The organism is Pseudonocardia zijingensis, assembly GCF_042657305.1.
GTDB classification, from domain to species: domain Bacteria; phylum Actinomycetota; class Actinomycetes; order Mycobacteriales; family Pseudonocardiaceae; genus Pseudonocardia; species Pseudonocardia zijingensis.
Genome location: NZ_JBHSKO010000043.1, coordinates 1 through 24,253 on the forward strand (window position 1 = coordinate 1; position 24,253 = coordinate 24,253).

24 protein-coding genes and 1 pseudogene are annotated in these 24,253 nt (G+C 72.7%); 13 read left to right on the forward strand and 12 right to left on the reverse strand.

The genetic code is table 11. The features are described 5' to 3' along the window. Nucleotides 1-451 precede the first annotated feature (451 nt). Together ACFPL3_RS40390 and ACFPL3_RS40395 are read left to right on the forward strand one after the other, a co-directional pair. Nucleotides 452-646, forward strand: a pseudogene (locus ACFPL3_RS40390) (HNH endonuclease); the annotation flags it as partial. A gap of 24 nt (nucleotides 647-670) precedes the next feature. Then, nucleotides 671-889, forward strand: a complete 219-nt coding sequence (locus ACFPL3_RS40395; RefSeq protein WP_343940773.1) for a hypothetical protein — start codon at nucleotides 671-673, stop codon at nucleotides 887-889. On the opposite strand, the gene ACFPL3_RS40400 is transcribed toward ACFPL3_RS40395, so the two are convergent. The 8 genes from ACFPL3_RS40400 to ACFPL3_RS40435 all read right to left on the reverse strand — a co-directional run bounded on the left by ACFPL3_RS40400 (nucleotide 870) and on the right by ACFPL3_RS40435 (nucleotide 11,023). Next, a complete protein-coding gene (locus tag ACFPL3_RS40400; protein ID WP_343940774.1) occupies nucleotides 870-2,588 on the reverse strand; it encodes a CocE/NonD family hydrolase in 1,719 nt (572 codons plus the stop codon). The genes ACFPL3_RS40395 and ACFPL3_RS40400 overlap by 20 nt on opposite strands. 21 nt (nucleotides 2,589-2,609) lie before the next feature. Next, nucleotides 2,610-3,320 carry a response regulator gene (locus ACFPL3_RS40405; RefSeq protein WP_343940775.1) on the reverse strand — a complete coding sequence of 237 codons (711 nt, stop codon included), beginning with the start codon at nucleotides 3,318-3,320 and terminating at the stop codon, nucleotides 2,610-2,612. Further along, nucleotides 3,317-5,842 carry a sensor histidine kinase KdpD gene (locus ACFPL3_RS40410; protein ID WP_343940810.1) on the reverse strand — a complete coding sequence of 842 codons (2,526 nt, stop codon included), beginning with the start codon at nucleotides 5,840-5,842 and terminating at the stop codon, nucleotides 3,317-3,319. The genes ACFPL3_RS40405 and ACFPL3_RS40410 overlap by 4 nt, the downstream gene beginning before the upstream one ends. 31 nt (nucleotides 5,843-5,873) lie before the next feature. Then, nucleotides 5,874-6,485 carry a potassium-transporting ATPase subunit C gene (locus tag ACFPL3_RS40415; RefSeq protein ID WP_343940776.1) on the reverse strand — a complete coding sequence of 204 codons (612 nt, stop codon included), beginning with the start codon at nucleotides 6,483-6,485 and terminating at the stop codon, nucleotides 5,874-5,876. 6 nt (nucleotides 6,486-6,491) lie between these two features. Then, nucleotides 6,492-8,576 carry a potassium-transporting ATPase subunit KdpB gene (gene kdpB, locus ACFPL3_RS40420; protein ID WP_343940777.1) on the reverse strand — a complete coding sequence of 695 codons (2,085 nt, stop codon included), beginning with the start codon at nucleotides 8,574-8,576 and terminating at the stop codon, nucleotides 6,492-6,494. Next, complete coding sequence (gene kdpA / locus ACFPL3_RS40425; protein ID WP_343940778.1) at nucleotides 8,573-10,243, reverse strand: potassium-transporting ATPase subunit KdpA; 1,671 nt, start codon at nucleotides 10,241-10,243, stop codon at nucleotides 8,573-8,575. Before kdpA ends, kdpB begins: the two co-directional genes overlap by 4 nt. Further along, complete coding sequence (gene kdpF, locus ACFPL3_RS40430) at nucleotides 10,243-10,344, reverse strand: K(+)-transporting ATPase subunit F (protein ID WP_343940779.1); 102 nt, start codon at nucleotides 10,342-10,344, stop codon at nucleotides 10,243-10,245. The genes kdpA and kdpF overlap by 1 nt, the downstream gene beginning before the upstream one ends. 229 nt (nucleotides 10,345-10,573) lie before the next feature. After that, the gene (locus ACFPL3_RS40435; RefSeq protein WP_343940780.1) at nucleotides 10,574-11,023 is read right to left on the reverse strand and encodes a MarR family winged helix-turn-helix transcriptional regulator; all 450 of its coding nucleotides are present in this window, start codon (nucleotides 11,021-11,023) and stop codon (nucleotides 10,574-10,576) included. 55 nt (nucleotides 11,024-11,078) lie between these two features. Between ACFPL3_RS40435 and ACFPL3_RS40440 the strand changes: the two genes are divergently transcribed. Beyond that, nucleotides 11,079-11,540 (forward strand): DUF2269 family protein, encoded by a 462-nt coding sequence (locus ACFPL3_RS40440; protein WP_343940781.1) that lies wholly within the window; start codon nucleotides 11,079-11,081, stop codon nucleotides 11,538-11,540. Between the two features lie 3 nt (nucleotides 11,541-11,543). Continuing rightward, entirely contained in the window at nucleotides 11,544-11,816 is a 273-nt protein-coding gene (locus ACFPL3_RS40445) for a hypothetical protein (protein WP_343940782.1), read from the forward strand. Here the strand turns inward: ACFPL3_RS40445 and ACFPL3_RS40450 are convergent. After that, nucleotides 11,807-12,655 (reverse strand): LysR family transcriptional regulator, encoded by an 849-nt coding sequence (locus tag ACFPL3_RS40450; protein WP_343940783.1) that lies wholly within the window; start codon nucleotides 12,653-12,655, stop codon nucleotides 11,807-11,809. The two genes, ACFPL3_RS40445 and ACFPL3_RS40450, sit on opposite strands and share 10 nt — an antisense overlap. Nucleotides 12,656-12,740: 85 nt before the next feature. Here ACFPL3_RS40450 and ACFPL3_RS40455 point away from each other — a divergent pair, with 85 nt between their 5' ends. Continuing rightward, entirely contained in the window at nucleotides 12,741-13,619 is an 879-nt protein-coding gene (locus ACFPL3_RS40455) for a TIGR03564 family F420-dependent LLM class oxidoreductase (RefSeq protein WP_343940784.1), read from the forward strand. On the opposite strand, the gene ACFPL3_RS40460 is transcribed toward ACFPL3_RS40455, so the two are convergent. Continuing rightward, nucleotides 13,603-14,409 carry an alpha/beta fold hydrolase gene (locus ACFPL3_RS40460; protein WP_343940785.1) on the reverse strand — a complete coding sequence of 269 codons (807 nt, stop codon included), beginning with the start codon at nucleotides 14,407-14,409 and terminating at the stop codon, nucleotides 13,603-13,605. The two genes, ACFPL3_RS40455 and ACFPL3_RS40460, sit on opposite strands and share 17 nt — an antisense overlap. Before the next feature lie 73 nt (nucleotides 14,410-14,482). On the opposite strand from ACFPL3_RS40460, the gene ACFPL3_RS40465 reads away from it, so the two are divergent. Then, nucleotides 14,483-15,448 carry a LysR family transcriptional regulator gene (locus ACFPL3_RS40465; RefSeq protein WP_343940786.1) on the forward strand — a complete coding sequence of 322 codons (966 nt, stop codon included), beginning with the start codon at nucleotides 14,483-14,485 and terminating at the stop codon, nucleotides 15,446-15,448. Here the strand turns inward: ACFPL3_RS40465 and ACFPL3_RS40470 are convergent. Continuing rightward, on the reverse strand, nucleotides 15,411-16,595 hold the full coding sequence (locus ACFPL3_RS40470) for a cytochrome P450 family protein (RefSeq protein ID WP_343940787.1): 1,185 nt from the start codon (nucleotides 16,593-16,595) through the stop codon (nucleotides 15,411-15,413). The two genes, ACFPL3_RS40465 and ACFPL3_RS40470, sit on opposite strands and share 38 nt — an antisense overlap. Nucleotides 16,596-16,775: 180 nt before the next feature. Here ACFPL3_RS40470 and ACFPL3_RS40475 point away from each other — a divergent pair, with 180 nt between their 5' ends. The 7 genes from ACFPL3_RS40475 to ACFPL3_RS40505 all read left to right on the forward strand — a co-directional run bounded on the left by ACFPL3_RS40475 (nucleotide 16,776) and on the right by ACFPL3_RS40505 (nucleotide 23,512). Continuing rightward, complete coding sequence (locus ACFPL3_RS40475; protein ID WP_343940788.1) at nucleotides 16,776-17,519, forward strand: IclR family transcriptional regulator; 744 nt, start codon at nucleotides 16,776-16,778, stop codon at nucleotides 17,517-17,519. Between the two features lie 123 nt (nucleotides 17,520-17,642). Next, the gene (locus ACFPL3_RS40480) at nucleotides 17,643-18,698 is read left to right on the forward strand and encodes an extracellular solute-binding protein (protein ID WP_343940789.1); all 1,056 of its coding nucleotides are present in this window, start codon (nucleotides 17,643-17,645) and stop codon (nucleotides 18,696-18,698) included. 2 nt (nucleotides 18,699-18,700) lie between these two features. After that, nucleotides 18,701-20,428 (forward strand): ABC transporter permease subunit, encoded by a 1,728-nt coding sequence (locus tag ACFPL3_RS40485; protein WP_343940790.1) that lies wholly within the window; start codon nucleotides 18,701-18,703, stop codon nucleotides 20,426-20,428. After that, nucleotides 20,425-21,546, forward strand: a complete 1,122-nt coding sequence (locus ACFPL3_RS40490) for an ABC transporter ATP-binding protein (RefSeq protein WP_343940791.1) — start codon at nucleotides 20,425-20,427, stop codon at nucleotides 21,544-21,546. Before ACFPL3_RS40485 ends, ACFPL3_RS40490 begins: the two co-directional genes overlap by 4 nt. Before the next feature lie 22 nt (nucleotides 21,547-21,568). Beyond that, nucleotides 21,569-22,513, forward strand: coding sequence for a DUF6282 family protein (locus ACFPL3_RS40495; protein WP_343940792.1), 945 nt, complete (start codon nucleotides 21,569-21,571; stop codon nucleotides 22,511-22,513). Nucleotides 22,514-22,796: 283 nt separating this feature from the next. Then, complete coding sequence (locus ACFPL3_RS40500) at nucleotides 22,797-23,303, forward strand: GNAT family N-acetyltransferase (protein WP_343940793.1); 507 nt, start codon at nucleotides 22,797-22,799, stop codon at nucleotides 23,301-23,303. Further along, entirely contained in the window at nucleotides 23,303-23,512 is a 210-nt protein-coding gene (locus ACFPL3_RS40505; protein ID WP_343940794.1) for an LLM class oxidoreductase, read from the forward strand. Before ACFPL3_RS40500 ends, ACFPL3_RS40505 begins: the two co-directional genes overlap by 1 nt. Nucleotides 23,513-23,614: 102 nt before the next feature. Here the strand turns inward: ACFPL3_RS40505 and ACFPL3_RS40510 are convergent, their stop codons facing one another. Then, nucleotides 23,615-24,202 carry a TetR family transcriptional regulator gene (locus ACFPL3_RS40510; protein WP_343940795.1) on the reverse strand — a complete coding sequence of 196 codons (588 nt, stop codon included), beginning with the start codon at nucleotides 24,200-24,202 and terminating at the stop codon, nucleotides 23,615-23,617. Nucleotides 24,203-24,253 lie beyond the last annotated feature (51 nt).

Genomic DNA, 24,253 nt, shown 5'->3' on the forward strand with positions numbered 1-24,253 from the left:
GTCTGAGCAAGAAAGAGATCATCCGCTGCCTCAAGCGCTACCTCGCCCGCGAGGTCTACGCCGCCCTCACCCACACCCGAAAAGATCTTGAACCAGCTGCTTGACGTCCATAGGAGCATCGGAACCCACTCCCGAGAGCTGATCTTGCGGTTGGCGAGCCGGGTCATTCCGCCACGAAGGCCGCCCCGGGCCCCGTCCTGGCCTGCCGTGCAGTCACCCCGGCCGCGAGCTGCTCCTACGTGAGCATGTTGGTCGGGTCGGGTTCACCACCGAACCCCGGGGTGGCGTGGACGGCCGTCCCCGCACTCGGGGGCACGCCGGTTCGCGATGAGCCCGTCGCTGCCGGGTGCCTGCGCGACTGTCCTGTGGTCCCATCCCCCGGACGACGGCCGAGCGGTTGGCGTGCGATGCCCGGGTTCAGGTTCTGCTGAACGACCGCACCGGCAACCGCATGTACCTCAGCCGCACCCGACGACTGGCCACACCCGCACAGATCGCCGCATTGACCGTGCGGGACGCCGCGAGATGTCAGTTCCCGGGATGCGTGCACACCCGACATCTGCACGCACACCACGTGTGGTGGTGGGCGCGGGGCGGACCGACGGACATCGACAATCTCGTGCTGCTCTGCAGTCATCACCACACAGTGATCCACGACCACGACTACCACGTGAAACGGCGAGCGGGGAAGTGGGAATTCGCCCGCCCCGACGGATCACCGATCCCGGATGTCGCACCCCCACTCAGCGGGAACCTCGAGGACCTCGCCGAACGGCACGCCCGGATCGACCACCGGACGTTGACCCCGGACTGGTACGGCGACCGCCTCGACCCCGACCCGATCCTCGACGCCCTGCTCCCGAAGCGGATCAGGCCGTTGGCGGCGTGACGACGGGGAGGTCCAGGTGCGTGGATCCGCCGAGGGTCAGGGTGAAGGTCTCGCCGGGCGGGCCGTAGTGGGTGAAGCACGAGGCGTCGTTGCCCGCGATCGCGACGCGCAGCCGGTGACCAGCCCGGAGCAGCGCGGACACGGGGAGGAGCGCGACGGTCAGGTCGAGGGTCTCGCCGGGTTCGACCGGGAGGCGGTCGGCGCGGGCGAAGGTGCGCGGCACGCCGAGGTTCGTGGGGTCGGGCGGGCCGGTCGTCGCGCGGTGGAGGAATCGCAGACAGCCCTCGGTCAGGTAGGTCACCGCGCCGTCTGGATCGACGAGCTCCAGGTAGACGTACACCACGCCGTCGCTGCCGGTCGTCGCCAGCTGCAGCGTCGCGACCGGGAAGCCGAGGACGTGGAAGTCGGCGCCGAGCGGGGCCGAGGTGAACGTCAGCAACGTCGCGTCGGCGTTGCGCCGGTCCGGGTAGGCCGCGCCCTGACCGATCTCGCCCGCGAGCCAGCGGTTGGTGGGGCCGGTCGACGAGGTGGGATCCACGGCGTACCGGACGGGGGTGGCAGGCCCCGCGACGTCGGCCAGCTCGCCGTCCGCGCCCGGGTACAGCCGGCGCACGCCGAGGTCGAGGTCCCCCGGCGGCCAGGACTGCACGGTGTGCCACCGGTCGGTGCCGAGCGTGCTGAACGACAGGCTGCCGCGTCCGGCCGGGGGCGGCGCGGCGTCCCCGGCGAGGTGGCGCGTGAAGAACTCGACCAGGCGCCGGTCCTGCCCGTCGGCGTCGATGGGACCGGTGGGCCGCAGGGGGTCGGCGCGGGTGCGGCCACCGTGGCCCCACGGCCCGATCTCGACGGTCTGGTGGTTGGGCAGGCCGGCGAAGCGTGTGAGGGCACCCGCGACGAAGGCACCATCGACCCAGCCCACCCGCACCAGGAAGGGGACGCCCGTCGCGGCGATCGCCTCGGAGGCGGCGGCCGGCGTGGTGCTCGCCCAGTCCAGGCCGTCCACCCGGTCGTCGCGGAACGGCACCCGGTACATCAGCGCGTGCACGTCGGTGTTCGCCTGGTGCTCGGCCACCGCCTCGGCCAGCAGCGCCCGGCCGTCCGGGCCGTCGACGGGCTTGACCGGCGGGAGCGGCACCTCCTCCGCGGGTACGCCGTCCTTGCGCCGGCACTCCCGCATCCACCCCGCGAACCGGCCCGCGGTGGCGACCCCGCCCGGGTGGAACAGCTCGCGGTACGGGTCGTGCGGGCTGAACAGCGCCGCGACCGCCACCAGGTGCGGGTTGCCCAACCGCGCCACCAGCTCCGCGGCCTGCCCCTCGTACGACGTGCCGTAGGCGCCGACGCGCCCGTTCGACCACGGCCACGCCGCCACCCAGTCGATCAGCTCCCCGTAGTCGGCGATCTCGCGCTCACCGAGCTCGGCGGACCGCGCGCCGAACGACGCGCCGGTGCCGCGGGCGTCCGCCACGACGAACGCGATCCCCGCCGCCAACCACAGCTCGGCCTCCGCCCGGTTGGGGTCGTCACCATCACCGCCGTCGACGCCGGCGCGGTGGTAGCGCGTGGTCCGCACGACCGCGCCCACCGCCTCACCCGCGGCGATCCGCTCCACCGGCAGCCAGACGTCCACCGCGAGCCGCACGCCGTCGCCGGCCGGGACGTAGCGGGACTGCAACCGCCGCCGCGGATCGATGATCACGGCACCACCCTTGCACGGACGTCACGCCTCGAGCCGGTACCCCATCCCCGGCTCCGTGATCAGGTACCGGGGATGGGACGGATCGTCCTCGAGCTTGCGACGCAGCTGGCCGAGGTAGACGCGCAGGTAGTTGGTGCGGTCGTCGTAGTGGGGGCCCCAGACGTGGCGCAGCAGGTCGCGCTGCGTCACGAGCTTGCCCCGGTGGCGGACCAGCATCACGAGGATGCCCCACTCGGTGGGCGTCAGGTGGACCTCGGTGCCCGAGCGGGTGACGCGCTTCGCCAGCAGGTCGACCGTGATGGCGCCGAACCGGACGACCGCCTGCCCGTCACCGGCCTCGGTGGCGGCCCGCCGGACCGCGGCCCGGAGCCGGGCGAGGAACTCGGCCAGGCCGAAGGGCTTCGTGACGTAGTCGTCGGCACCCGCGTCGAGCGCGGCCACCTTCTCCATCGAGTCCGTCCGCGCGGACAGGACGACGACGGGGACCGGGCTCCACCCGCGCAGGCCGGCGAGGACGTCGAGCCCGTCGAGGTCGGGCAGGCCCAGGTCGAGCACCACGACGTCCGGTCGGGTCGCCCCGGCGGCGCGGAGCGCAGCCGCCCCGTTCGCGGCCACGGTGACCTGGTAGCCGTGCGCGGACAGGTTGATCCGCAGCGCGCGCAGGATCTGCGGGTCGTCGTCGACGACGAGGACCTTCGTCCGTGGTTCGCCGTCGCCCGGGGCGCCGGTCATCGGGTCGCCTCGGCGGCCCGCGCGGCGGCCGCCGGGAGGGAGATGACGGTGGTGAGCCCGCCGCCGGGGGTGTCCTCCGCGGTCAGCTCACCACCCATCGCCTCGGTGAGGCCCTTGGCCACGGACAGGCCGAGGCCGATGCCCGCGGTGGAATCGCGGTCGCCGAAGCGCTGGAACGGCGTGAACAGGCGATCCCGTGACCGCTTCGGAACGCCCGGCCCGGAGTCGACGACCCTCAGCTCGACGCGGTCGGCGTGGGCGCTGGCGCGCAACACGACCGGGGACCCGGCGCCGTGGCGCAGGGCGTTGTCGACGAGGTTGGCGATCACGCGTTCGAGCAGTCCACCGTCGGCGAGCACGTCGGGCACGTCCTCGGCGATGTCGAGCGTGACGTCCCGGGCCCCGGGCACGCCGGTGATCGCACGCAGGGTGACCTCGTCGTACCCGACGGGGCCCAGCAGCGGGCTCAACCCGCCCGCGGCGAGGCGGGAGGAGTCCAGGAGGTTGTCGACGAGGGCCGCGAGCCGGTCCGCCGACTCCTCGGCGGTGGCGAGCAGCTCGTCGCGGTCCTGCTCCGACAGCGGCAGCAGCGGATCGCGCAGGCTGCCCACCGAGGCTTTGATGGAGGTGAGCGGGGTGCGCAGGTCGTGGCCGACGGCGGCGAGGAGCCCGCTTCGGGTCTCGTTCGCCTCGGCCCGGCGGCGGGCGCGCAGCGCCTCGTCGTTCGCGCGCTGGCCGCGGAGCGCGAGCAGGGCCTGGCCGCCCACCGTCTCCAGCAGGCGACGGTCGTGCGCGGGCAGCGAACGGCCGGTGCCGACGAGGTGCAGGCCGTCCTCGACGAGGATGTCGACATCGGCGTTCTCCGGGCGGCTGCACTCCGGGGGCCCGGCAGCGGCGATGCGGGACCAGCCCGCGTCGTCGGAGCGGCGTTCGAGCAGCACGACGCAGCGCAACCCGAACGCCTCGCGCACCTCGTCCAGCAGCCGGGGCAGCGGGTCGGAGCGGGTGAGGACGGTGCGGGAGAACGACGCGAGCAGGGTGGCCTCGGCGTGGCTGCGCACGGCCTGTTCCCCGCGGCGGGCGGCCCGGTCGACGACGAGGGCGACCAGCACGGCCACCACGAGCATCGCGATGACCGTGATGAGGTTCTCGGTCTCCCCGATCGTGAACGAGTACAGCGGTGGCGTGAGGAAGAAGTTGAGCAGCGTCCCGCCGAGCACGGCGGCCAGCAGCGCCGGGCCGAGCCCGCCGACCAGCGCGACGACGACGATGGCCAGGAAGAACAGCACCACGTCGGTGGACAGCCCGACCACCGCGTGCAGCGTCCATCCGATGGTCGTCGCCCCCACGGGCAGGAGGACGGCGAGGACCCAGCCGGCGATGTCGCGCCGGCGCGAGACCTTCCGCCTCAGTCTGGGGAGCCGCACGGCCGAGCCCGCCGCGCCGTGGGTGACCATGTGGACGTCGATGGAGCCGGAGTCCTGCACCACGCGGGCGCCGATCCCGGGGTCGAACAGCCGCGCCACGCGGGACCGGCGGGAGGTGCCGAGCACGAGCTGGGTGGCGTTCACCCCGCGCGCGAACTCGAGCAGCGCCTCGGTGACCCCGTCCGCCCCGCCGTCGCCGACCACGGTGTGGAACGAGGCACCGACGTCGTCGGCGAGGCGGCGCAGGGCGGCGGTGGCGGCCACCGGCGCCGCGGTCAGCCCGTCGCCGCGCAGGACGTGCACGGCGAGCAGGTCGGCCTGCCCGGCCCGCTTCGCGATCCGGGAGGCCCGGCGCAGCACGGTCTCGCTCTCCGGCCCGCCGGTGAGCGCGACGACCACCCGCTCCCGCGTCTCCCACACCTCGCGCACGTGCTTGTCGGCGCGGTAGCGCCGCAGCGCGACGTCGACCTCGTCGGCGACCCACAGCAACGCTAGCTCCCGCAGCGCGATCAGGTTGCCGACCTGGAAGTAGTTGGCCAGTGCCGCGTCGACCTTCTCGGCCCGGTAGATGTTGCCGTGCGCCATCCGGCGCCGCAGCGCCTCCGGCGTGATGTCGACGAGCTCGATCTGCTCGGCGCGGCGCACGAACTCGTCCGGCACGGTCTCGCGCTGGCGCACGCCGGTGATCTTCTCGACGACGTCGTTGAGCGACTCGAGGTGCTGCACGTTGACGGTGCTCAGCACGTCGATGCCGGCCTCGAGGACCCGTTCGACGTCCTCCCACCGCTTCGCGTGCCGCGAGCCGGAGGCGTTGGTGTGGGCGAGCTCGTCGATCAGCACGACCTCGGGCCTGCGGGCGAGCACGGCGTCGAGGTCGAGTTCCTCGAACACCGCGCCGCCGTGCCGTACCTGCCGCCGCGGGAGCACCTCCAGCCCGTCGAGCAGCTCCGCGGTCTTCACCCGGCCGTGGGTCTCGACGATCCCGACGACGACGTCGGTGCCCCGCTCCCGGCGACAGCGCGCCTCGCCGAGCATGGCGTAGGTCTTCCCCACCCCGGGCGCGGCCCCGAGGTGGATCCGCAGCTCGCCCCGCATCCCGACCTCCTCGTGCGAGGAACGCACGTGTCTATCGTGCCTCGGCGAGCGCGAGGTTGAGCACTGTGACGTTCACCGTGGGCTCGCCGAGGAACCCGAGCATGCGCCCGGTCGTGGCGTCCGCGACGAGCGCCCGCACCCGGGCCGCCGGCAGCCCGGTGGTGCGCGCGACGCGTTCGACCTGCAGCGCGGCGTACTCGGGGCTGATGTGTGGGTCGAGCCCGGACGCCGAGGCCGTCACCGCATCGGGGGGAACGTCCGCCGGTGCCACCCGTTCGCGGGCCGCGATGAGCGCCCGGCGCTGCTCGATCGACTCGGCCAGGCCCTCGTCGAAGCCGCCGAGGTTGGAGCCGCCGGAGGTGGTGGTGTCGGCGGGGCCGAGGACGTCCTCGGCGGACGCCGCGGGCCGGGTGTGGAAGTACGGGTCGGACGCCGGGTCGGCGGGGACGGGGTCCACCCCGATGAGCGACGAGCCGACCGGCGCGCCGTCGACGGTGAGCACCGATCCCCCTGCGTTGCCGGCGAGGCCCGGGATCCGGGCCACGCCCCACACGAGGAGGGGGTAGCAGATGCCGCACAACACCGTGAACACGAGCAGCAGGCGCAGCCCGGCCGCCGTCTGCCGGGTGAGGTTGGTGAGCATGTCGGATCAGATCCCCGGGACGAGTCGGACGAGCAGATCGATGAGGAAGATCCCGACGAACGGCGTCACGACGCCGCCGAGACCGTAGATCAGGAGGTTGCGCCGCAGCAGCTGCGACGCGGACGCGGGCCGGTAGCGCACCCCGCGCAGGGCCAGCGGGATCAGCGCGACGATGATCAACGCGTTGAACACGACCGCGGACAGGATCGCCGACTCGGGCGACGCGAGCCCCATGATGTCGAGCAGGCCGAGCGACGGGTACAGCGCGGCGAACATCGCGGGCAGGATCGCGAAGTACTTCGCGAGGTCGTTCGCGACGGAGAACGTGGTGAGCGCACCGCGGGTGATCAGCAACTGCTTGCCGATCTCGACGATCTCGATGAGCTTGGTCGGGTCGGAGTCGAGGTCGACCATGTTGCCGGCCTCCTTGGCCGCGGCCGTGCCCGAGTTCATCGCGACGCCGACGTCGGCCTGCGCCAGCGCGGGCGCGTCGTTCGTGCCGTCGCCGGTCATGGCGACCAGCCGCCCGCCCTCCTGCTCCCTGCGGATGTAGGCCATCTTGTCCTCGGGCGTGGCCTCGGCGATGTGGTCGTCGACGCCGGCCTCAGCGGCGATCGCACGGGCGGTGCGCGGGTTGTCGCCGGTGACCATCACGGTCCGGATGCCCATGGCGCGCAGCTCGGCGAACCGGGCCGCGATCCCCGGCTTGACCACGTCGGAGAGGCGGATGACGCCCAGGACGCGGGCACCCGCCCCGTCGACCCCGCGCGCCTCGGCGACGACGAGCGGGGTGCCGCCCTCGTTGGAGATCTGCTCGACCAGCGCGTCCACCTCGCGGGACGCGACACCGGCCCAGGCGAGGACGGCCGCGGCCGCACCCTTGCGGATCACCCGATCGGGCAGGTCGAGGCCGGACATCCGGGTCTGCGCGGTGAACGGGACGAACTGCGCGACCGCCTCGCCGGCGGACGCGTCCGCGGGCAGCCCGTGCTCGGCGGCGCAGAGGTCGACGATGCTGTGCCCCTCCGGGGTCTGGTCGGCCAGGCTGGACAGCCGGGCCGCCACGGCGAGCTGGGCGGGGGTGCTGTCCCCGACGGCGATCAGCTCGGTCGCCCTCCGGTTGCCGAAGGTGATCGTGCCGGTCTTGTCGAGCAGGAGCGTGTCGATGTCGCCCGCGGCCTCGACCGCGCGCCCCGAGGTGGCGAGCACGTTGCGCTGCACGAGCCGGTCCATCCCCGCGATCCCGATCGCCGACAGCAGCGCGCCGATCGTCGTCGGGATGAGGCAGACCAGCAGCGCGACCAGCACGATCACCGGCTGCGCGCCACCCGCGTAGGCGCTCATCGGCTGCAGCGCGACGACCGCGAGCAGGAAGATGATCGTGAGGGCGGACAGCAGGATCGTCAGGGCGATCTCGTTCGGCGTCTTCCTCCGCGCGGCACCCTCGACGAGCGCGATCATGCGGTCGACGAACGACTCACCCGGCCTCGTCGTGATCTGCACGACGATCCGGTCGGAGAGCACGGTGGTGCCGCCGGTCGCGGCCGAGCGGTCGCCACCCGCCTCCCGGACCACCGGCGCCGACTCCCCTGTGACGGCCGACTCGTCGACGGTGGCGATGCCCTCGACGACCTCTCCGTCCCCGGGGATCACCTCGCCGGCCTCGACGACGACGCGGTCGCCGATCCGCAGCTCGTTGCCGCCGACCCGCTCCTCGCCGCCGTCGGGTGTGAGCCGGCGCGCCACCATCTCCCGCTTGGTCCGCCGCAGGCTCTCGGCCTGCGCCTTGCCGCGTCCCTCCGCGACGGCCTCGGCGAGGTTCGCGAAGAGCACCGTGAACCACAGCCAGACCGTGATCAGCCAGCCGAACACGGACGGCGACACGATCGCGTCGAGGGTGACCAACACCGAGCCCACCCAGACCACGAACATGACGGGGTTGCGCAGCTGCGCGCGCGGGTGGAGCTTGCGCAGCGCGTCCGGAAAGGCCTCCCGGACCTGGCGGGGGTGGAACGCGCCGGCCCGTACGGGTACCGCGGGGGCGACCTGCGGTTCGGCCGGAGCGGTCCGGACGTCGGTGGGGGTGGTCATGCGAGTGCCTCCGCGAGCGGACCTAGCGCGAGCGCCGGGAAGAAGGTGAGTGCGGCGACGAGGACGACCGTGCCCGTGAGCACCGCACCGAAGAGCGGCTGGTCGGTGGGCAGGGTGCCCGCGGTCGGTTCGACGCGCTTCTGGCGGGCGAGCGAGCCCGCCAGCGCGAGCACCGCGAGGATCGGCAGGAACCGGCCCAGCAGCATCGCCATCCCGAGGGTCGCCTGGAAGAAGTCGCTGGTGACCGTGATGCCGGCGAACGCGCTGCCGTTGTTGTTCGACGCGCTCGCGTAGGCGTAGAGGACCTCGGAGAAGCCGTGCGACCCGGAGTTGTTCAGCGCGTCGAGCGTGCCGGGCAGCGCGATCGCCAGGCCCGCCCCGAGCAGGACGAGCGCGGGCATCGTCAGCGTGTAGACGGCGGCGGCCGTGACCTGCACCCGGCCGAGCTTCTTGCCCAGGTACTCGGGGGTGCGCCCGACCATGAGGCCGGCCAGGAACATCGCGATGACCGCGATGATCAGGATGCCGTAGAGGCCCGCCCCGACCCCGCCCGGCGCGATCTCGCCGAGCAGCATGTTCAGGATCGTCACGCCCCCCGCACCGCCGGTGTAGCTGTCGTGCATCGAGTTGACCGCGCCGGTGGACGTGCCGGTCGTGGAGACGCCGAACAGGACGGAGGCCGGGATCCCGAAGCGGGTCTCCTTGCCCTCCATGGCTCCGCCCGCGATGCCGGCGGGCCCGTTCGGGTGCGTCTCGGCGAACCAGGCGACGGCGAGCAGCGTGCCCCAGAGCACGCCCATGACCGCGAGGAGCACGCCGCCCTGGCGCCGGTTGCCGACCATCGTGCCGAACGTCCGGGTGAGGCAGACCGGGATCACCAGCAGCAGGAAGATCTCGAACAGGTTGGACAGGGCGTTCGGGTTCTCGAACGGGTGGGAGGAGTTGGCGTTGAAGATGCCGCCGCCGTTGGTGCCGAGCTCCTTGACGGCCTCCTGGGAGGCGGTCGGGGCCAGCGGGAGGGTGTGCGTGGTGCCGTCGACACCGGTGACGCCCACACCCGACGTCAGCGACATCGTCACACCCATCGCGACCAGCACGATCGCCGCGACGAAGGCCAGTGGCAGCAGGATGCGCACGACCCCCCGGGTGAGGTCGACCCAGAAGTTCCCGATCCGGTCGGTGCCCGAGCGCACGAACCCGCGCACCAGCGCCATCGCCACCGCCATGCCGACCGCGGCGGACACGACGTTCTGCACGGTCAGACCGGCCATCTGCACGGTGTGCCCGAGCACCGTCTCCGGTACGTAGGACTGCCAGTTCGTGTTGGTGACGAACGAGACCGCCGTGTTGAAGGCCATCGCGGGCGGCACGGTGTCACCGTCGACACCGCGGCCGAAGCCGAGCGGGAGGAGCGGCTGCAGCCGCTGCAGCAGGTACAGCAGGACGATCGAGACGAACGAGAATCCCAGCACGCCGGCGGCGTAGGTGGGCCAGCGCTGCCCGGTGGCCGCATCGACCCGGACCAGCCGGTAGACGACGCTCTCCACCCGCCAGTGGCGCTCGGACGAGTAGACCCGCGCCATGTAGTCGCCGAGCGGCACGTAGACGACGGCGAGCAGCGCGAGCAGTGCCGCTACCTGGAGCAGCCCGGCCGCTGTGTCGCTCATCAGAACCTCTCCGGACGGATCAGTGCGACGACCAGGTACGCGAGCAGGGCCAGCGCGGCGATCCCCGCGACGGCGTTGCTCACCACTTCCACGACGGTCACAGGCGCTCCAGCCCTCGAAGGCACAGGGCCAGCAGCACGAAGCCGCCGATCAGCAGCACCGCGTAGAGCACATCGGCCACGACGCTCTCCTCGAACACGCATCCGCCGGACCGTCCGGCCGGAGCAGACGCCGAGTGTGCGTCCGCCGGTGACCCGTTCGTGGCGGTGTGAACGGCTTCCTCACCGGCAGCAGGCGAATCTTGACGCGCCCTTGACGGCGACGACCGGGTCAGCCCGCCGACCCGCGGCCGGCCCCGCCGATGAACAGGCCGGCGAGGACCGGGGTGAGCTGGTCGGCGTACCCCTCCGGCAGGTCCCGGAACAGCTCGGCGTCGAGCTCGCGGAGCGTCGCCCCGACCTCGGCGAGCAGCTCCCGGCCCCGGTCGGTGACGTCGAGGCGCGCCCGCCGCCCCTGCCCGGTCTCCGCCGTGGCGACGGCGCCGAGCTCCTGCAGTTGCCGCACGGTGGCGTGCATGCTCTGCGCCGTCACACCCGCCCGGCGCGCGAGGTCGCTGTAGGACGTGTCCGGCCGGCGGGACAGGTGGCCGAGCGCTCCGAGGTGCCGCAGCGTGAGCCCGTGCGGCGCCAGTGCGGCCTCGACGCGCCGCTGCACCACCCGGCCCGCGCCCACCAGCAGCAGGGCCAGCGAGCTGGTCACCGGTGGGCCGTGCTCGGTCACGTGAGGGCTCCTTCCCGTCGCGGCCCAGCATCGCACTTTCAGCTAGGCTTAAAGTATGAACGCGGTTCTCCTCTCCCTGCACGTCCTGGCGGCGATCGTCGCCGTCGGGCCGATCTGCGTCGCCGCCAGCCTGTTCCCCGCCGAGGCGCGCCGCGCGCTCGAGGGCCGCAGCGCCGACGCCGGCCCGCGGCTGGCCGTCCTCGCCCGCATCTCGCGGGTCTACGCGGCGGTCGGAATCGCGGTCCCCGTGCTCGGGATGATGACCGCGGCCTCCATGGACGTCCTCTCCCAGACCTGGGTGATCGTGTCCATGGGCCTCACGTTCGTGGCGGCGCTGGTGCTCGCGCTCGTCGTGCTCCCCCAGCAGCAGAGCCTGCTGGCAGGCATAGCCGCAGGGTCCGACACCGCGCGCCGGGAGATCGGCCGGCTCGCGATGGTGACCGGGGTGTTCAACCTGCTCTGGGCCGCGGTGACCGTGCTGATGATCGTGCGGCCCGGTTCCACGACGGGGGTGTGAGGCATGAGCACCCGTCTCCTGGCCGTGCTCGCCGGCATCGAGTTCGGCACGCTGGTGGTGCTCCTGGCCAACCTCGCCACCGTGCACGTCGCCGTGGTCCCCACGATCCTCGGCCCGCTGCACGGCTGCGCCTACCTCGCGGCGGTCGTCGGCACGGCGGTGCGCGCGGGCCTGCTGAGCCGCCCCGCGCTGCTCAGCGTGATCCCGGGGGTGGGCGCCACGCTCGCGGTGGCGGTGCTGCGGCGCCGGGCCCGCGCCGGCGCGGCTCAGTCGTGATCGGCGAAGGCCGAGACGAACGTCCCGATGCACAGGTCCGGGGTGTTCAGCGAGGCCACCACGTGGCCGTCCACGGTCAGCGGGGGGTCGAACGGGATCGCGCGGAGGCGGTGTGAGCCGAGACCGGCGAGCAGTTCCGCCGGCAGCGCCGTCCAGGCCCGGTCGTCCGCGCCGACCTCGATCAGGACGTTGAGCACGGAGCCGACCGGGCGCCCGGGTTGCGGGAGCGCGGACGTGATCGCGTCGTACAGCGGCGGGTCGATGTCGCGCGAGGGCAGGCGCAGCGCGTCGGGATCCAGGTCCGACGGCGTCACGGTGGCGCGACCGGAGATCGGGTTGTGGTCGGACACCACGGCGCACAGCGGCTCCGACCACGCGCGGACCACGCGCACGCCGGGCTCGGTGACGGGGCCGCGCACGAGCGCGACGTCGAGCTCCCCGTCCCGCAGCGCGTCGAGCCGCTGCGGGGTGGGCAGGTCGACGAGCACGGGTGCGGTACGCCGCTGCGCCCCGCGCAGGAACGCCGCCCCGCGTTCCACCCGGGCGGTGAGCCCGGTGGCGACCCCGATCCGCACCCGCGCGGCGGGCTCGCCCGCCACCACCCGCACCCGGGCCGCGGCGGCGAGGGTCGCGCGGGCCGCGTCCAGGACGCGGAGGCCGGAGGGTGTGAGGCTGACCCGCCGGGGCGACCGGTCGAGGAGGCGGACACCGAGCTCCCGCTCGAGCCGCGCGACCTGCTGGCTGACGGCGGGCTGCGCGATGTTGAGCCGCTCGGCCGCGCGTCCGAAGTGCAGCTCCTCGGCGACGGTCACGAAGTACTGCAGCGAACGAAGCTCCACGTCCCCTCCACGATCACGGAAACTTATCGCTGCGCGGCCCGACTGACCATGGTGCGCGGCGGTTGACCGGACCAACATCGGGATCATGCGAATCGGTACCAGCTCCGTCGGTGCGGGCTCGCCCGCGGAGGTGATCGCGGCGGCGTCCGATGCCGCGCAGCGCGGGCTCGACAGCTTCTGGACGAACCAGATCCCGGGCGGGTGGGACCCGCTCACCCTCCTGGCCGTCCTCGGTGAGCGGCCTGCCGAGATCGGCACGGCGATCGTCGCGACCTACCCGCGCCACCCGGTGACCACCGCGACGGAGGCGCTCACCCTGCAGGCGGCGCGGAGCGGCGGGCTGGTGCTGGGCATCGGGCCGAGCCACGCGTGGTACGTGCAGGACCAGCTCGGGTTCCCCTACACCTCCCCGCTGCGCCACACGCGCGAGTACCTCACCGTGCTGCGCGCCCTGCTGCACGGCGAGCACGTGCAGCACGCGGGCGAGTTCTTCACGGTCGACACGCGCCTGGACGTCACCGCGCCACCGCCCCCGCTGCTGATGTCGGCGCTCGGCCCCCGGATGCTCGACCTGGCGCGAGAGCTCGCCGACGGGGTCGTCACGACGTGGGTGACGCCGAAGATGATCACCGAGCAGGTCGTGCCCCGCACCGCGGACGGTGCCCGCGTCGTGGCCGGGCTCCCCACCGTGCTCACCACCGATCCCGACGGCGCCCGCGAGGCGATCGCCCGCGATTTCGCCCCCGTCGGCCAGATGCCTGCCTACCGGGCCTCGTTCGAGCGGTCCGGGCTCTCGGGTCCCGCCGACACGGTGGTCGCGGGCGACGAGGAGGCCATCGCCGAGGCGGTGACCCGTTTCCGCGACGCCGGGGTCACCGACCTCGTCGTCTTGCCGCTCGGTTCCGCGGAGGACCGGGCGCGCACGCTCGACGTGCTGCGCGCGTCCGTCACCGCCGCTCGATGAGGAAGCCCAGCACCGCGTCCAGGAACTCCTCCTGACGTTCGACGTTCGCCATGTGCACGGTGGGCAGCACGGCGAGGCGCGCGCCGGGCACGATGCCGGCCAGCTCCTCGCCGTGGGCGGCGGAGGTGACGGTGTCGTGCTCGCCCGCGATCACGAGGGTGGGGCTGCGGATGAGCGTGGCGGTGCGGCGCAGGTCGGCGTCGCGCACCACGGCCCAGCTGCCGGCCACGCCCTCGCGGCGGGTGGCGAGCAGGGTGCGGCGGAAGCCCTCGACGACCTCGTCGTCCCCCTGCAGCATCCGGGCCGGGAACCAGTTGCCCAGGAACGTCTCCGCGGTGGCGCGCATGTCCGGGGCCGCCAGCAGCTCGGCGATCGGCCCGTCCCACTGCTGGGGCGGGCCGAGGTAGGCGGCGGTGTTGGAGAGCACCAGGCGGTCGACGCGCTCCGGCACGTGGATCGCGAGCCACTGGGCGACGAACCCGCCCAGCGACAGCCCGAGCACGTGCACCTTCTGCAGGGCCAGCGCGTCCAGCAGCTCCACGACGTCGCGGCCGAGCCGGTCGAGCGAGTAGGGGCCGTCCGGCACGCCGGACTCGCCGTGGCCGCGCGCGTCGTAGCGCAGCAGCCGGAAGTGCTCGGTGAGCGCGGGCACCTGGCCGTCCCACATGTGCAGGTCGGTGGCGATGGAGTTCGACAGCAGCAGCACCGGCTTGTCCGGGTCGCCGTCGAGCCGGTACGCGATGCGCACGCCGTCACCGGTGGTGACGGCCGTGGAGGTGAAGGAGCCCATGGCCCCAGCCTGGCGATCGCGCTTGCAGATTTCCATTACACAGATCGGACAGCCTCTGTAGGCTGCATCGACAATGGCCGGCTTCACACTCCACGAGCTGCAGTGCTTCCACGCCGTGGTCGACGCCGGCGGCTTCCAGGCCGCCGCCGAGCGGCTGCACCGGTCGCACCCGTCGGTCTTCGCGGCGGTGGCCAAGCTGGAACGCCAGCTGGGCCTGCCCCTGCTGGACCGGTCCGGCTACCGGGTGGGGCTCACCGAGGCGGGGCGGGCGTTCCACCGCAAGGCGCGCGTCCTGCTGCACGAGGCCGGTGAGCTGGAGACCTACGCCGCTCAGCTCGCGATGGGCGAGGAGGCCGAGCTGCGCGTGGTGATCGGCGACCTGTGCCCACCGTCGCCGGTGTTGGCGCTGCTCAGCCGCTTCTTCGCCCCGCGTCCGCAGACCCGGCTGCACCTGCAGTTCGAGACGATCACCGGCCCCTGGGAGCGGCTGCGGGAGGACGAGGCCGACCTCATCGTCCACCGGGTACCCAAGAGCGACGTCCGGATGGAGTGGATCGACCTCGGCCGCGTCGCGATGGTGCCGGTCGTGGCGCCCGGATTCCTGCCCTTCCCGCCGACCGACGACATCACGCCGCAGCGGATGCAGGCCTTCACCCAGTGCGTGATCCGTGATTCCGCGCGCACCCCGGCCGAACCGGGGCATTTCCTGGTGGAGGGCGCGCCCCGGTCCTCCGTGCCCGATCACCTCATGAAGAAGGAGCTGATCCTGCACGGGATGGTGTGGGGCCATCTGCCCCGCTTCCTGATCGAGCAGGAGCTGCGCGACGGGCGCCTGCTGTCGATCGCGGGCAGGCACTTCCCCGGCGTGGTCGAGGAGCTCGCGGCCGCGCGCAGGCGCGACCGGCCGCACGGGCCGGTCGCCGAGCAGCTGTGGAGCTTCCTGGCCGAGCACGCACCCGTCCTGCGGCCGGTGCTGGGCCGTGTGCCCGGGCCGAAGCTGCTCAGACGCGCACGGGCAGGCGCGTCAGACCGCGGATGAGGGTCGAGCGCCGCCAGCCCAGCGTCTCGGGCTCGCCGGCGAGTACGAGGCTCGGGAAGCGGCCGAGCAGGGTGCGGAAGGCGATCTCGCCCTCCAGCCGGGCCAGCGGAGCACCGAGGCAGTGGTGGATCCCGTGGCCGAAGGCGACGTGCCCGGCCGCGTCGCGTGTGACGTCCAACCGCGCCGGGTCGTCGAAGCGCCCGGGGTCGCGGTTGGCCGAGACCAGCGAGACCAGCACGATCTGCCCCTCCGGGATCGTGGTGCCGCCGATCTCGACCGGCTCGCTGGTGTAGCGGAAGGTGGCCAGGTTGACCGGGCCGTCGAAGCGCAGGAACTCCTCGACGGCGTTGGGCACGAGCTCCGGATCGGCACGCAACGCGGCGAGCTGGTCGGGGTGGCGCAGCAGGGCCAGCGCGCCGTTGCCGATCAGGTTGACCGTGGTCTCGTGCCCCGCGACGAGCAGCAGGAACGCCATCGACGTGGCCTCGCGGGCGGAGAGCGTGTCGCCGTCCTCCGACGCCTTCACGATGGCCGAGAGCATGTCCTCCCCGGGGTGCGCCCCCTTCTCGGCGACGAGCCGGGTGAGGAAGTCCGCCATCGCGACGACGGCCGCGTCGTGCTCCTCCTGCGGCGCCTCCGAGAGGATCGTGTTCGACCAGCCGCGGAAGTCGTCGCGCTCGCCGTCCGGCACACCGAGCAGCTCGCAGATCACGGTCATCGGCAGCGGGAAGGCGAACTCGTCGAGCAGGTCGACCACGCCCTCGCGGTCGACCTTCGCCGCCATCCGGTCGGCCAGCCCCTGCGCGATCTCCTCGATCCGCGGCCGCATCCGCGCGATCGCCCGCACCGTGAACGCCCTGCTCACCAGCTTGCGCAGCCGGGTGTGGTCCGGCGGGTCGCTGTTGAGCATGTGGCGCGCGAGGACGTCACCGGCCGGGAAGTCCTCGTGGAACCGCGCGACGTCCTTGGACAGCCGCGGGTCGGTGAGGGCGGGTCGCGCGTCCTCGTAGCGGCTGACCACCCACGCCCGCATCCCCTCCGGGGTGATCACCGGTGTCACCGGCGCCTCCTGGCGGAGGGTCTCGTACAGCTCGTGCGGGTCGGTGAAGAACGTCGCACCGAGCTCGACGGTGTCGGCCTGGGTCATGGCAGCCCCCTCCCGGGTCCGATACCGACGGTAGGGCTGCGGGCCTGAGAGGTCCCCAGAGTCGTCCCAGAGTCCGTCCTTGACAGCCGCCACCGCGGTCACGAAGATGCCCGTACCGAATAGGTAGACGGCCACCCCGAAATGCGGGATGGAATCCACCCAAAGCCACCGGAGGCACCCTTGGAGATCGCCAGCGGAGACCTCCAGGTGGTGGCCCGGGTCGTCCAACTGCTGCGGCTGCTCGCGGCCAGCGACACCATCGACCTGGTGTCGGCGGCCGAGGAGCTGGGCGTCGGCAAGTCCACCGCCCACCGCTACCTCGCCTCCATGGAGAACCACGGGCTCCTGCAGCGGCGGGACCGCAATCGGTACGAGTTCGGCGTCCTGCTCGCGGAGCTGGGCACCACGGCGCTGTCCCGGCTCGGCGTGCTTGACCTCGCCGGCCCGGTGATGGAGGACATCAGCGCGCGCGTCAAGCACACCGTCGTGCTGAGCGTGTGGAACGGCCACTGCCCGGTGGTGGCGCAGGTCCGCGAGGACAGCAGCCGCACGGCCCACGTGTCCATCGCGGTGGGCAGCCACCTCGGCCCGAACGCCGCGCAGTCGGTGATCTTCTGGGCCTTCCGGGATCAGTCCTTCTACCGGTTCCGGGAGGGCACGCCACCCGCGCACGCCACCGAGGCCGAACTGGCGGAGGTGCGGCGCACAGGCGTGGCGGTGCGCAAGAGCCTGCGCGACGGCGTGGCCGCCGTGGCCACCCCCGTGCGGGACCGGGCGGGCCAGGTGGTGGCGACGCTGGCCGTGGTCGACATCGCCCAGTTCGTCCCCGAGGAGACCGACAGCCCCGTGGCGCGCGCACTGGTGGCGGGCGCCGAGACGATCAGCCGGCGGATGGCGAACCCGCTCGAGAGCGGGACCGACTGACCGGACAGCGCTCCGGCGACGCGCCGGTGCGGACAGGCGGGACGGACCGGCAGGAGCCCCCGTCCCGGGATCCATCGTGCGTGGAAACCGGGCGATGACGCCCGATCGAGAAGAGGCCATGAGATGCAGACGTACCGCTTCCTCAGCGTGATGGCGGTCGGCGCCATGCTGGTGGCCGCCTGCGGTGTGGGCGGCGAACCCGCCGGGGGCGAGTCGGGGGCGAAGACCCTGACCTGGGCCAGCACCGGCGGCCAGTTCCAGGAGGACGAGAAGAAGGCGCTGCAGAAGCCGTTCACCACGGCGACCGGCACCGCGTTCACCAACGTCAGCCCGGCCGAGCAGGCCCAGGTGCGCGCGATGGTGACCTCCGGCAACACCATCTGGGACCTGGCCAACATGAGCTGGATCTACGCCGGGGCGTACTGCGGCGAGCTCTTCGAGGTGCTCGACGACCCGGCGCTGGACCGCAGCCGGTTCCCGGAGGGCACGACGGGCGACTGCTTCGTGCCGACCTACCGCTACGCCAACATCTTCTCCTACAACGCCGACATGTTCCCCGGCGAGAAGCCGACCACGATCCGCGACTTCTTCGACGTGGAGCGGTTCCCGGGCAAGCGGGTGGTCTTCGACTACCCGAAGGCCGGCCTGTTCGAGGCCGCGCTGGTGGCCGACGGGGTGCCGCCGGAGCAGGTCTACCCCCTCGACCTCGACCGCGCGTTCCGCAAGATCGACACGATCCGCGGCTCGCTCGTGTTCGCGCCCAGCTACGGCGCGATCCAGCAGATGATGGTGGACAAGCAGGCCAGCATGGTGCTCACGGTGACCGCGCGCACGATCGTCTCGGCGCAGAGCGGCGCCAACCTCGTGCCGGTGTGGGACTTCAACACCACCGACATCGGCGCGCTGGTGATCCCGAAGGGCACCCCGAACAAGGCCCTCGCCCAGCAGATGATCGCGTTCGTCACCGAGCCCGAGCAGTCCGTCGCGTACGCCAAGCTCACCGGGACCGCGCCCTCCCGCCCCGACGTCGACCTCGAGACCGTCGGCTACACCGAGGAGCAGAAGCAGTTCAACGCCTTCCTGCCCGACCGCGGCACCACCATCGAGCAGGACAAGCAGTGGTGGATCGACAACACCGACGCGCTGGTCGAGCGCTGGACGAGCTGGAAGGTCGGCTGATCATGGCCGCACCCACAGCCGCGCCCCCGGCCACGGCCGACCCGCCCGCAGGCGAACGCGCCGCGACGGGCCTGCTCGCCCGTGCGCACGCCGCGGGCTGGCTCCTGCTGCTGCCTGCGCTGGTCGCCCTGCTGTTCCTGTTCGTCCTGCCCCTGCTGACCGTCGTGATCGACAGCGTCACCGACCCGTCCCTCGGTCTGGGCAACTACGCCTCGCTGTTCACCGACGGCTACACGCTGCGGGTGCTGGGCCGCACGCTGCTGGTGGGGCTGGTGGTCGCCGTCGTCGGGGTGGCACTGGCCTACCCGTACGCGTACGCGATGACGCTGGTGGGCCCGACCATGCGCGGCGTGCTCGTCACCGTCGTGCTGGTGCCGTTCTGGACGAGCATGCTGGCCCGCAACTTCGCGTGGCTGGTGCTCATGCAGGACGGCGGGGTCATCCAGTCGTTCCTCGGGCTGTTCGGGCTGGGCGGGGTGACGCTGCTGGGCACCACGCTCGCCGTCGGCATCTCGATGACCCAGGTGCTGCTCCCCTTCCTCGTGCTGCCGATGTACAGCGCCATGGAGCAGATCGACGGGCGGCTGGTGGCCGCGGGGCAGAGCCTCGGCGCACCCCGGATGCGCGCGTTCCGCCGGGTCTACCTGCCGCTGTCGGCGCCGGGCGTCGTCGCCGGGATGTCGCTGGTGTTCGTGCTGGCGCTGGGCTTCTACGTCACACCCGCGCTGCTCGGGTCCACCCGCAGCGCGATGATCGCGCAGGTCATCAACGTGCGCGCCAAGGAGCTCCTCGACTTCGGCGGGGCCGGCGCGATGGGCATCTTCCTGCTCGTGGTGACGCTCGCCGTGCTGGGCCTGTCCCGGCGCTGGGCGGGCCAGGGCGGCCCGGCCGTCGCGGCCGGCAGCCCCCCGGCCCGCTCGCGCACCGGCGGCGAGCAGGCCTCGGAGGTGCGCCCCTGGCTGCGGGTGCACACCACGATCGTCGGGATCGTGCTGGTGGCGCCCACGCTGGTGGTCATCCCGATGAGCTTCTCGTCGGCGGAGACCTTCCGGTTCCCGCCCGACGGCTGGTCGCTGCGCTGGTACCAGGAGCTGTTCACCTCGCCCGAGTGGCTCGCCGCGATCATCAACTCGCTGCAGGCCGGCATCTACACCGCGCTGTTCGCCACCGTGCTGGGCACCACGGCGGCGTTCGGGCTGGCCCGCCTCAACCGCCGGTGGCGCGGCAGCATGAACGCGTTCCTGCTCTCCCCGATGATCGTGCCGCACATCCTCGTGGCCCTCGTCGTCTTCGCGGCGTTCCTGCGGCTGGGCCTCAACGGCACGCTGATCGGCATCATCCTCGCCCACACCGCGATGGCCCTGCCCTTCGTGGTGATCGCGGTGACCGCGCGCCTGCAGGGCATGGACGGCAGGCTCACGTTCGTGGCGGCCAGCCTGGGCGCCGACCCCGTCTCGGCGTTCCGCCGCGTGACGCTCCCGCTCGTGATGCCCGGCATCCTGTCCGGCGCCGTCCTGGCGTTCGTGACCTCGCTGGACGAGGTGGTCATCGCGCTGTTCCTGCAGGCCCCCGGCGCGATCACGCTGCCGGTCCAGATGTTCAACAGCGTCACCGTCCAGATCGACCCGACGATCTCCGCGGCGTCCAGCCTGATGGTCGTCCTGGTCAGCGTCCCCATCCTGCTCGCCCAGGTCGTCGGCGGGCGGCGGCAGAGGAGGAGCACCCGATGACGTCCTCGACGACGCAGCAACCCGCACCGGAGGCCCCCGCGATCAACGCGGCAGGCGGCCGGGTGGAGCTGCGCGACCTGTGCAAGCGCTACGGGAACTCCCAGCCACCCGCGGTCGACCACGTCGACCTCGACATCGAGCCGGGCGAGTTCCTCACGCTGCTGGGGCCCAGCGGCTCCGGGAAGACCACGACCCTCAACATGATCGTCGGGTTCGCCGAGCCGACGTCCGGCGCCGTGCGGCTCAACGGCCGCGACATCACGCGGACGCCGCCGCACAAGCGCAACTTCGGCATGGTCTTCCAGAACTACGCGCTCTTCCCCCACCTCACGGTGGCCCAGAACGTGGCCTTCCCACTGCGGGAGCGCAAGGTGCCCGCCGCGGAGACGGCGCGCCTGGTCGGGGAGGCGCTCGAGCTGGTGGACCTGGCAGGCATGGACGACCGCCGCCCGCACGAGCTGTCGGGTGGCCAGCAGCAGCGGGTGGCGCTGGCCCGGGCGGTGGTCTTCTCCCCCAGCGTCCTGCTGCTCGACGAGCCGCTCAGCGCGCTCGACCGCAAGCTGCGCCAGTCCCTGCAGCGCGAGATCAAGCGGCTCCACGACGAGCTGGGCCTCACCTTCGTGTTCGTCACGCACGACCAGGACGAGGCGATGACCCTCTCGGACCGGATCGCGATCTTCGACCGCGGCCGGATCGTCGCCCTCGGCACCCCCGCCGACCTCTACCACCGGCCCACCAGCCGGTTCGTCGCGCGGTTCCTGGGCGAGTCCACCGTGTTCACGGGCAGGCGCAGCGCTGCGGACGTCTACGAGTGGCTCGACCGCAGGTGGCGGGTGGCCGCCCAGGCGGGCGAGGGCGACGGGCAGGCGGTGGTCGTCCGGCCGGAGCGCCTGCGCGTCGCCGCCGACGAGGCGTCCGTGCCCTCCGGCGACAACACCGCGGACGCGACCGTCACCGACGTCTCCTTCTACGGCACCTACCACCGGATCGAGCTCGCCTTCGGGGACGGCACGGTCGGGTGCGCGGTGCTGCCCGTGGGGGTGCCGGCCACGGTCACCCCGGGCACGCGGGTCGTCGCCCACTGGCGGCCCGAGGACCAGGTCCTGGTCTCCGAATGACACTCCGATGCGAGGGAGCAGAATGATCGACGTCGACTACCCGTTCGACCCCGAGGCGGACGAGGACCGGAAGGTCCCCGACCCCGAGGCCGACAGCCTCCTGGTCGGCGCGGTCGACCTGCACCAGCACCCCGGGCCGAGCCCGTTCCCGCGCCGCATGGGCATCCTCGACGCCGCGCGCGACGCCGACGCGTTCGGTTTCCGCGCGATCGTGGCGAAGTCGCACCACCACAGCATGGTCACCGACATCCTGGCGCTGCGCCACGCCGGCCTGGCGGAGCTGAAGACCGAGGTGTACGGCGGGATCGCGCTCAACCGCACGGTCGGCGGGCTCAACCCGTACGCGGTGGAGCTCGCCCTGCGGATGGGCGGGCGGATGGTGTGGTTCCCCACGCTGTCGTCGGCCGCCCACGTGGAGCACCACGCGCAGCACCACGACACCGGCTTCCCCACCCCGGAGGTGGAGCTGCGGCCCAACGAGGTCATCACGATCCTCGACGACGAGGGCGCGGTGCTGCCCGAGGTCCGCGACATCCTGGCCGTGATCGCGTCCGAGGACGCGGTGCTGACCTGCGGCCACCTCGGCGTCCCCGAGGCGCAGAAGCTGATCGACGCCGCCCTCGAAACCGGCGTGCGGAGGATCGTGGTCAACCACCCCTGCTTCGTGGTCGGCGCCGCGGTGGAGCAGGCGGCGGCCTGGGCCCGCCAGGGCGTGTTCATCGAGCACTGCGCCGTCATGTACTTCGGCCGGCCCGAACGGCGCCGCGACCTGGACGAGCTGCTGGCGTTCATCAAGGCAGCGGGCGTGGGGCAGACCGTCATCTCCTCCGACTCGGGCCAGAAGACCAACCCGCTGCCGGTGACGCTGTACCGCCGGGCCGTCCGCGGCCTCCTGGACGCCGGTGTCTCCGAGGCCGACATCCGCCAGCTCGTGGGCGGCAACGCGGGGCAGCTGCTGATCTCCTGAAAGCCTGCCCTGGCAGCGGCCCGGGACGGCATGATCACAGCTTTGGCGCGAAAACGGGCGAAATCGACCCGGGAATGCGCCAACTTCCTGATCATGACGGCCACAATTGCACTCCAGGGCGTCGATCAAGGCGAAATGGTCGCTAGATGATCTCCAAGAGCGACCATTTCCCCTTGATCGCCAGGGAGCCCCAGCGTTGATCCGCCGTTTTCCGGCTGTACAGACGCCCGCGGCGCCGGCTCCGGTAACCTGGCTCAAGATCGACACGGTCGAGGGGGAGCACGTGGGGAACAGCCGGGTCGGCGCCGAAGGGTTCGCCCCACCGGGCGTGCTCGCGGTCGCGACGATCGACGACGCGCCCGAACTGCTGGTGCTGCAACGCGCCTGCTGGGCGGGCGAGGCGATCCTGAACGACACCCTCGCGATCCCCGCCCTGCACGAGGACCTGGCCACCGTGCAGGGGTGGGTCGAGCAGATGGACGTCCGCACGCTCCGGCGCGGCCCGCGCCTGGTCGGGGCGGTGCGGCTCGACCGCGCCGGCGAACGCTGCGAGATCGGGCGCCTGATGGTCGCGCCCGACCTCCAAGGCGCCGGCATCGGGCGGTGGCTCTTCGAGTTCGCCGAATCGCAGGTGCCGCCGGGCGTCCGCCACCTCGACCTCTACACGGGCGCGCGCAGCGAACGGAACATCCGGATGTACACGGCGGCCGGTTACGCGATCGCCGAACCGCCGCCGGAGTTCGGGCACGTCCCGGCCGGTGCGGTGTTCATGACCAAGGTGATCGGCTGATGACTCCCACCCGCTGTTTCGGCCTGGCCGCGGCCGGCTCGATCGCGCAGCTCACGGAGCAGGCCCGCCGGGCCGAGCAGATCGGCTTCGACGTGGTGGTGCTTCCCGACCACCTGGGCGTGGCCGCGCCGCTGCCCTCGTTGATCCCGGTCGCCGACGCCGCGCCGTCGCTGCGGGTCGGCAACCTGGTGCTCGACGCGCCGTTCTAACGGCCGGCCCTGCTCGCCCGCGACCTCGCCGCGGTCGACGCCGCCACCGGAGGCCGAGCCCGACCGTCCGGATGGAGACCCTGGAGCGACTCCTGGCGGCGCTCAGGTAGCGGCCCCGGGCGGCAGCTCGCCGACGACGACGTCACGCAGGGTGCGGACGGCCTCGTCGAGCCACTCGCCGAACCCGCGCCGCCCCCGCTCGTCGACCCACGCCGCGTACGCGGTGCGGAACGCGGTGGTGGCGAGCTGGGCCACCACCTCCGCCCGGCCCGGTTCCACGCCCCGGTGCTCCAGCGCCTCGCGGATGGCGGCCGTGACGGCGGCCATCTTGGTGCGCTCACGTTCCTGGAGCTCGGCGCTGCCCTCGATCACGCCGCGCCGCTCGGCGTGATCGTCGAGGCGCTCGACGAGCCGGCCGCCGATCTCGGCCACGGCGGCGAGCGCGGCCGCGAGCGGTGACACGGACCGGTCGGCGGCGCGGACGGCAGCGCCAACCGCGGGCGGCAGCTGCTCGGAGCCGGCGAAGAGCACCTCCCGCTTGTCCGGGAAGTAGCGGAAGTAGGTGCGCCGCGTGATCCCGGCGCGCTCGGCGATCTGCGACACGGTGACGGCGTCGTACCCGTGCTCGACGAAAAGCTCCAGCGCCGCCGCGCGGAGCCGCCCCTCGGTACCCGGGTCCCACCGCGCCATGCCCCGACCCTACCGGGGCATGTCTCACTGAGACATCACCAGGTACTCTCC

Bases quoted from the DNA above. Each gene is read 5' to 3' on its own strand.
- ACFPL3_RS40405 (WP_343940775.1), bottom strand. From the start codon at position 3,320: ATGACCGGCGCCCCGGGCGACGGCGAACCACGGACGAAGGTCCTCGTC.
- ACFPL3_RS40410 (WP_343940810.1), bottom strand. From the start codon at position 5,842: ATGCGGGGCGAGCTGCGGATCCACCTCGGGGCCGCGCCCGGGGTGGGG.
- ACFPL3_RS40415 (WP_343940776.1), bottom strand. From the start codon at position 6,485: ATGCTCACCAACCTCACCCGGCAGACGGCGGCCGGGCTGCGCCTGCTG.
- kdpB (WP_343940777.1), bottom strand. From the start codon at position 8,576: ATGACCACCCCCACCGACGTCCGGACCGCTCCGGCCGAACCGCAGGTC.
- kdpA (WP_343940778.1), bottom strand. From the start codon at position 10,243: ATGAGCGACACAGCGGCCGGGCTGCTCCAGGTAGCGGCACTGCTCGCG.
- ACFPL3_RS40440 (WP_343940781.1), top strand. From the start codon at position 11,079: ATGAACGCGGTTCTCCTCTCCCTGCACGTCCTGGCGGCGATCGTCGCC.
- ACFPL3_RS40445 (WP_343940782.1), top strand. From the start codon at position 11,544: ATGAGCACCCGTCTCCTGGCCGTGCTCGCCGGCATCGAGTTCGGCACG.
- ACFPL3_RS40455 (WP_343940784.1), top strand. From the start codon at position 12,741: ATGCGAATCGGTACCAGCTCCGTCGGTGCGGGCTCGCCCGCGGAGGTG.
- ACFPL3_RS40460 (WP_343940785.1), bottom strand. From the start codon at position 14,409: ATGGGCTCCTTCACCTCCACGGCCGTCACCACCGGTGACGGCGTGCGC.
- ACFPL3_RS40465 (WP_343940786.1), top strand. From the start codon at position 14,483: ATGGCCGGCTTCACACTCCACGAGCTGCAGTGCTTCCACGCCGTGGTC.
- ACFPL3_RS40470 (WP_343940787.1), bottom strand. From the start codon at position 16,595: ATGACCCAGGCCGACACCGTCGAGCTCGGTGCGACGTTCTTCACCGAC.
- ACFPL3_RS40480 (WP_343940789.1), top strand. From the start codon at position 17,643: ATGCAGACGTACCGCTTCCTCAGCGTGATGGCGGTCGGCGCCATGCTG.
- ACFPL3_RS40485 (WP_343940790.1), top strand. From the start codon at position 18,701: ATGGCCGCACCCACAGCCGCGCCCCCGGCCACGGCCGACCCGCCCGCA.
- ACFPL3_RS40490 (WP_343940791.1), top strand. From the start codon at position 20,425: ATGACGTCCTCGACGACGCAGCAACCCGCACCGGAGGCCCCCGCGATC.
- ACFPL3_RS40495 (WP_343940792.1), top strand. From the start codon at position 21,569: ATGATCGACGTCGACTACCCGTTCGACCCCGAGGCGGACGAGGACCGG.
- ACFPL3_RS40505 (WP_343940794.1), top strand. From the start codon at position 23,303: ATGACTCCCACCCGCTGTTTCGGCCTGGCCGCGGCCGGCTCGATCGCG.
- ACFPL3_RS40510 (WP_343940795.1), bottom strand. From the start codon at position 24,202: ATGGCGCGGTGGGACCCGGGTACCGAGGGGCGGCTCCGCGCGGCGGCG.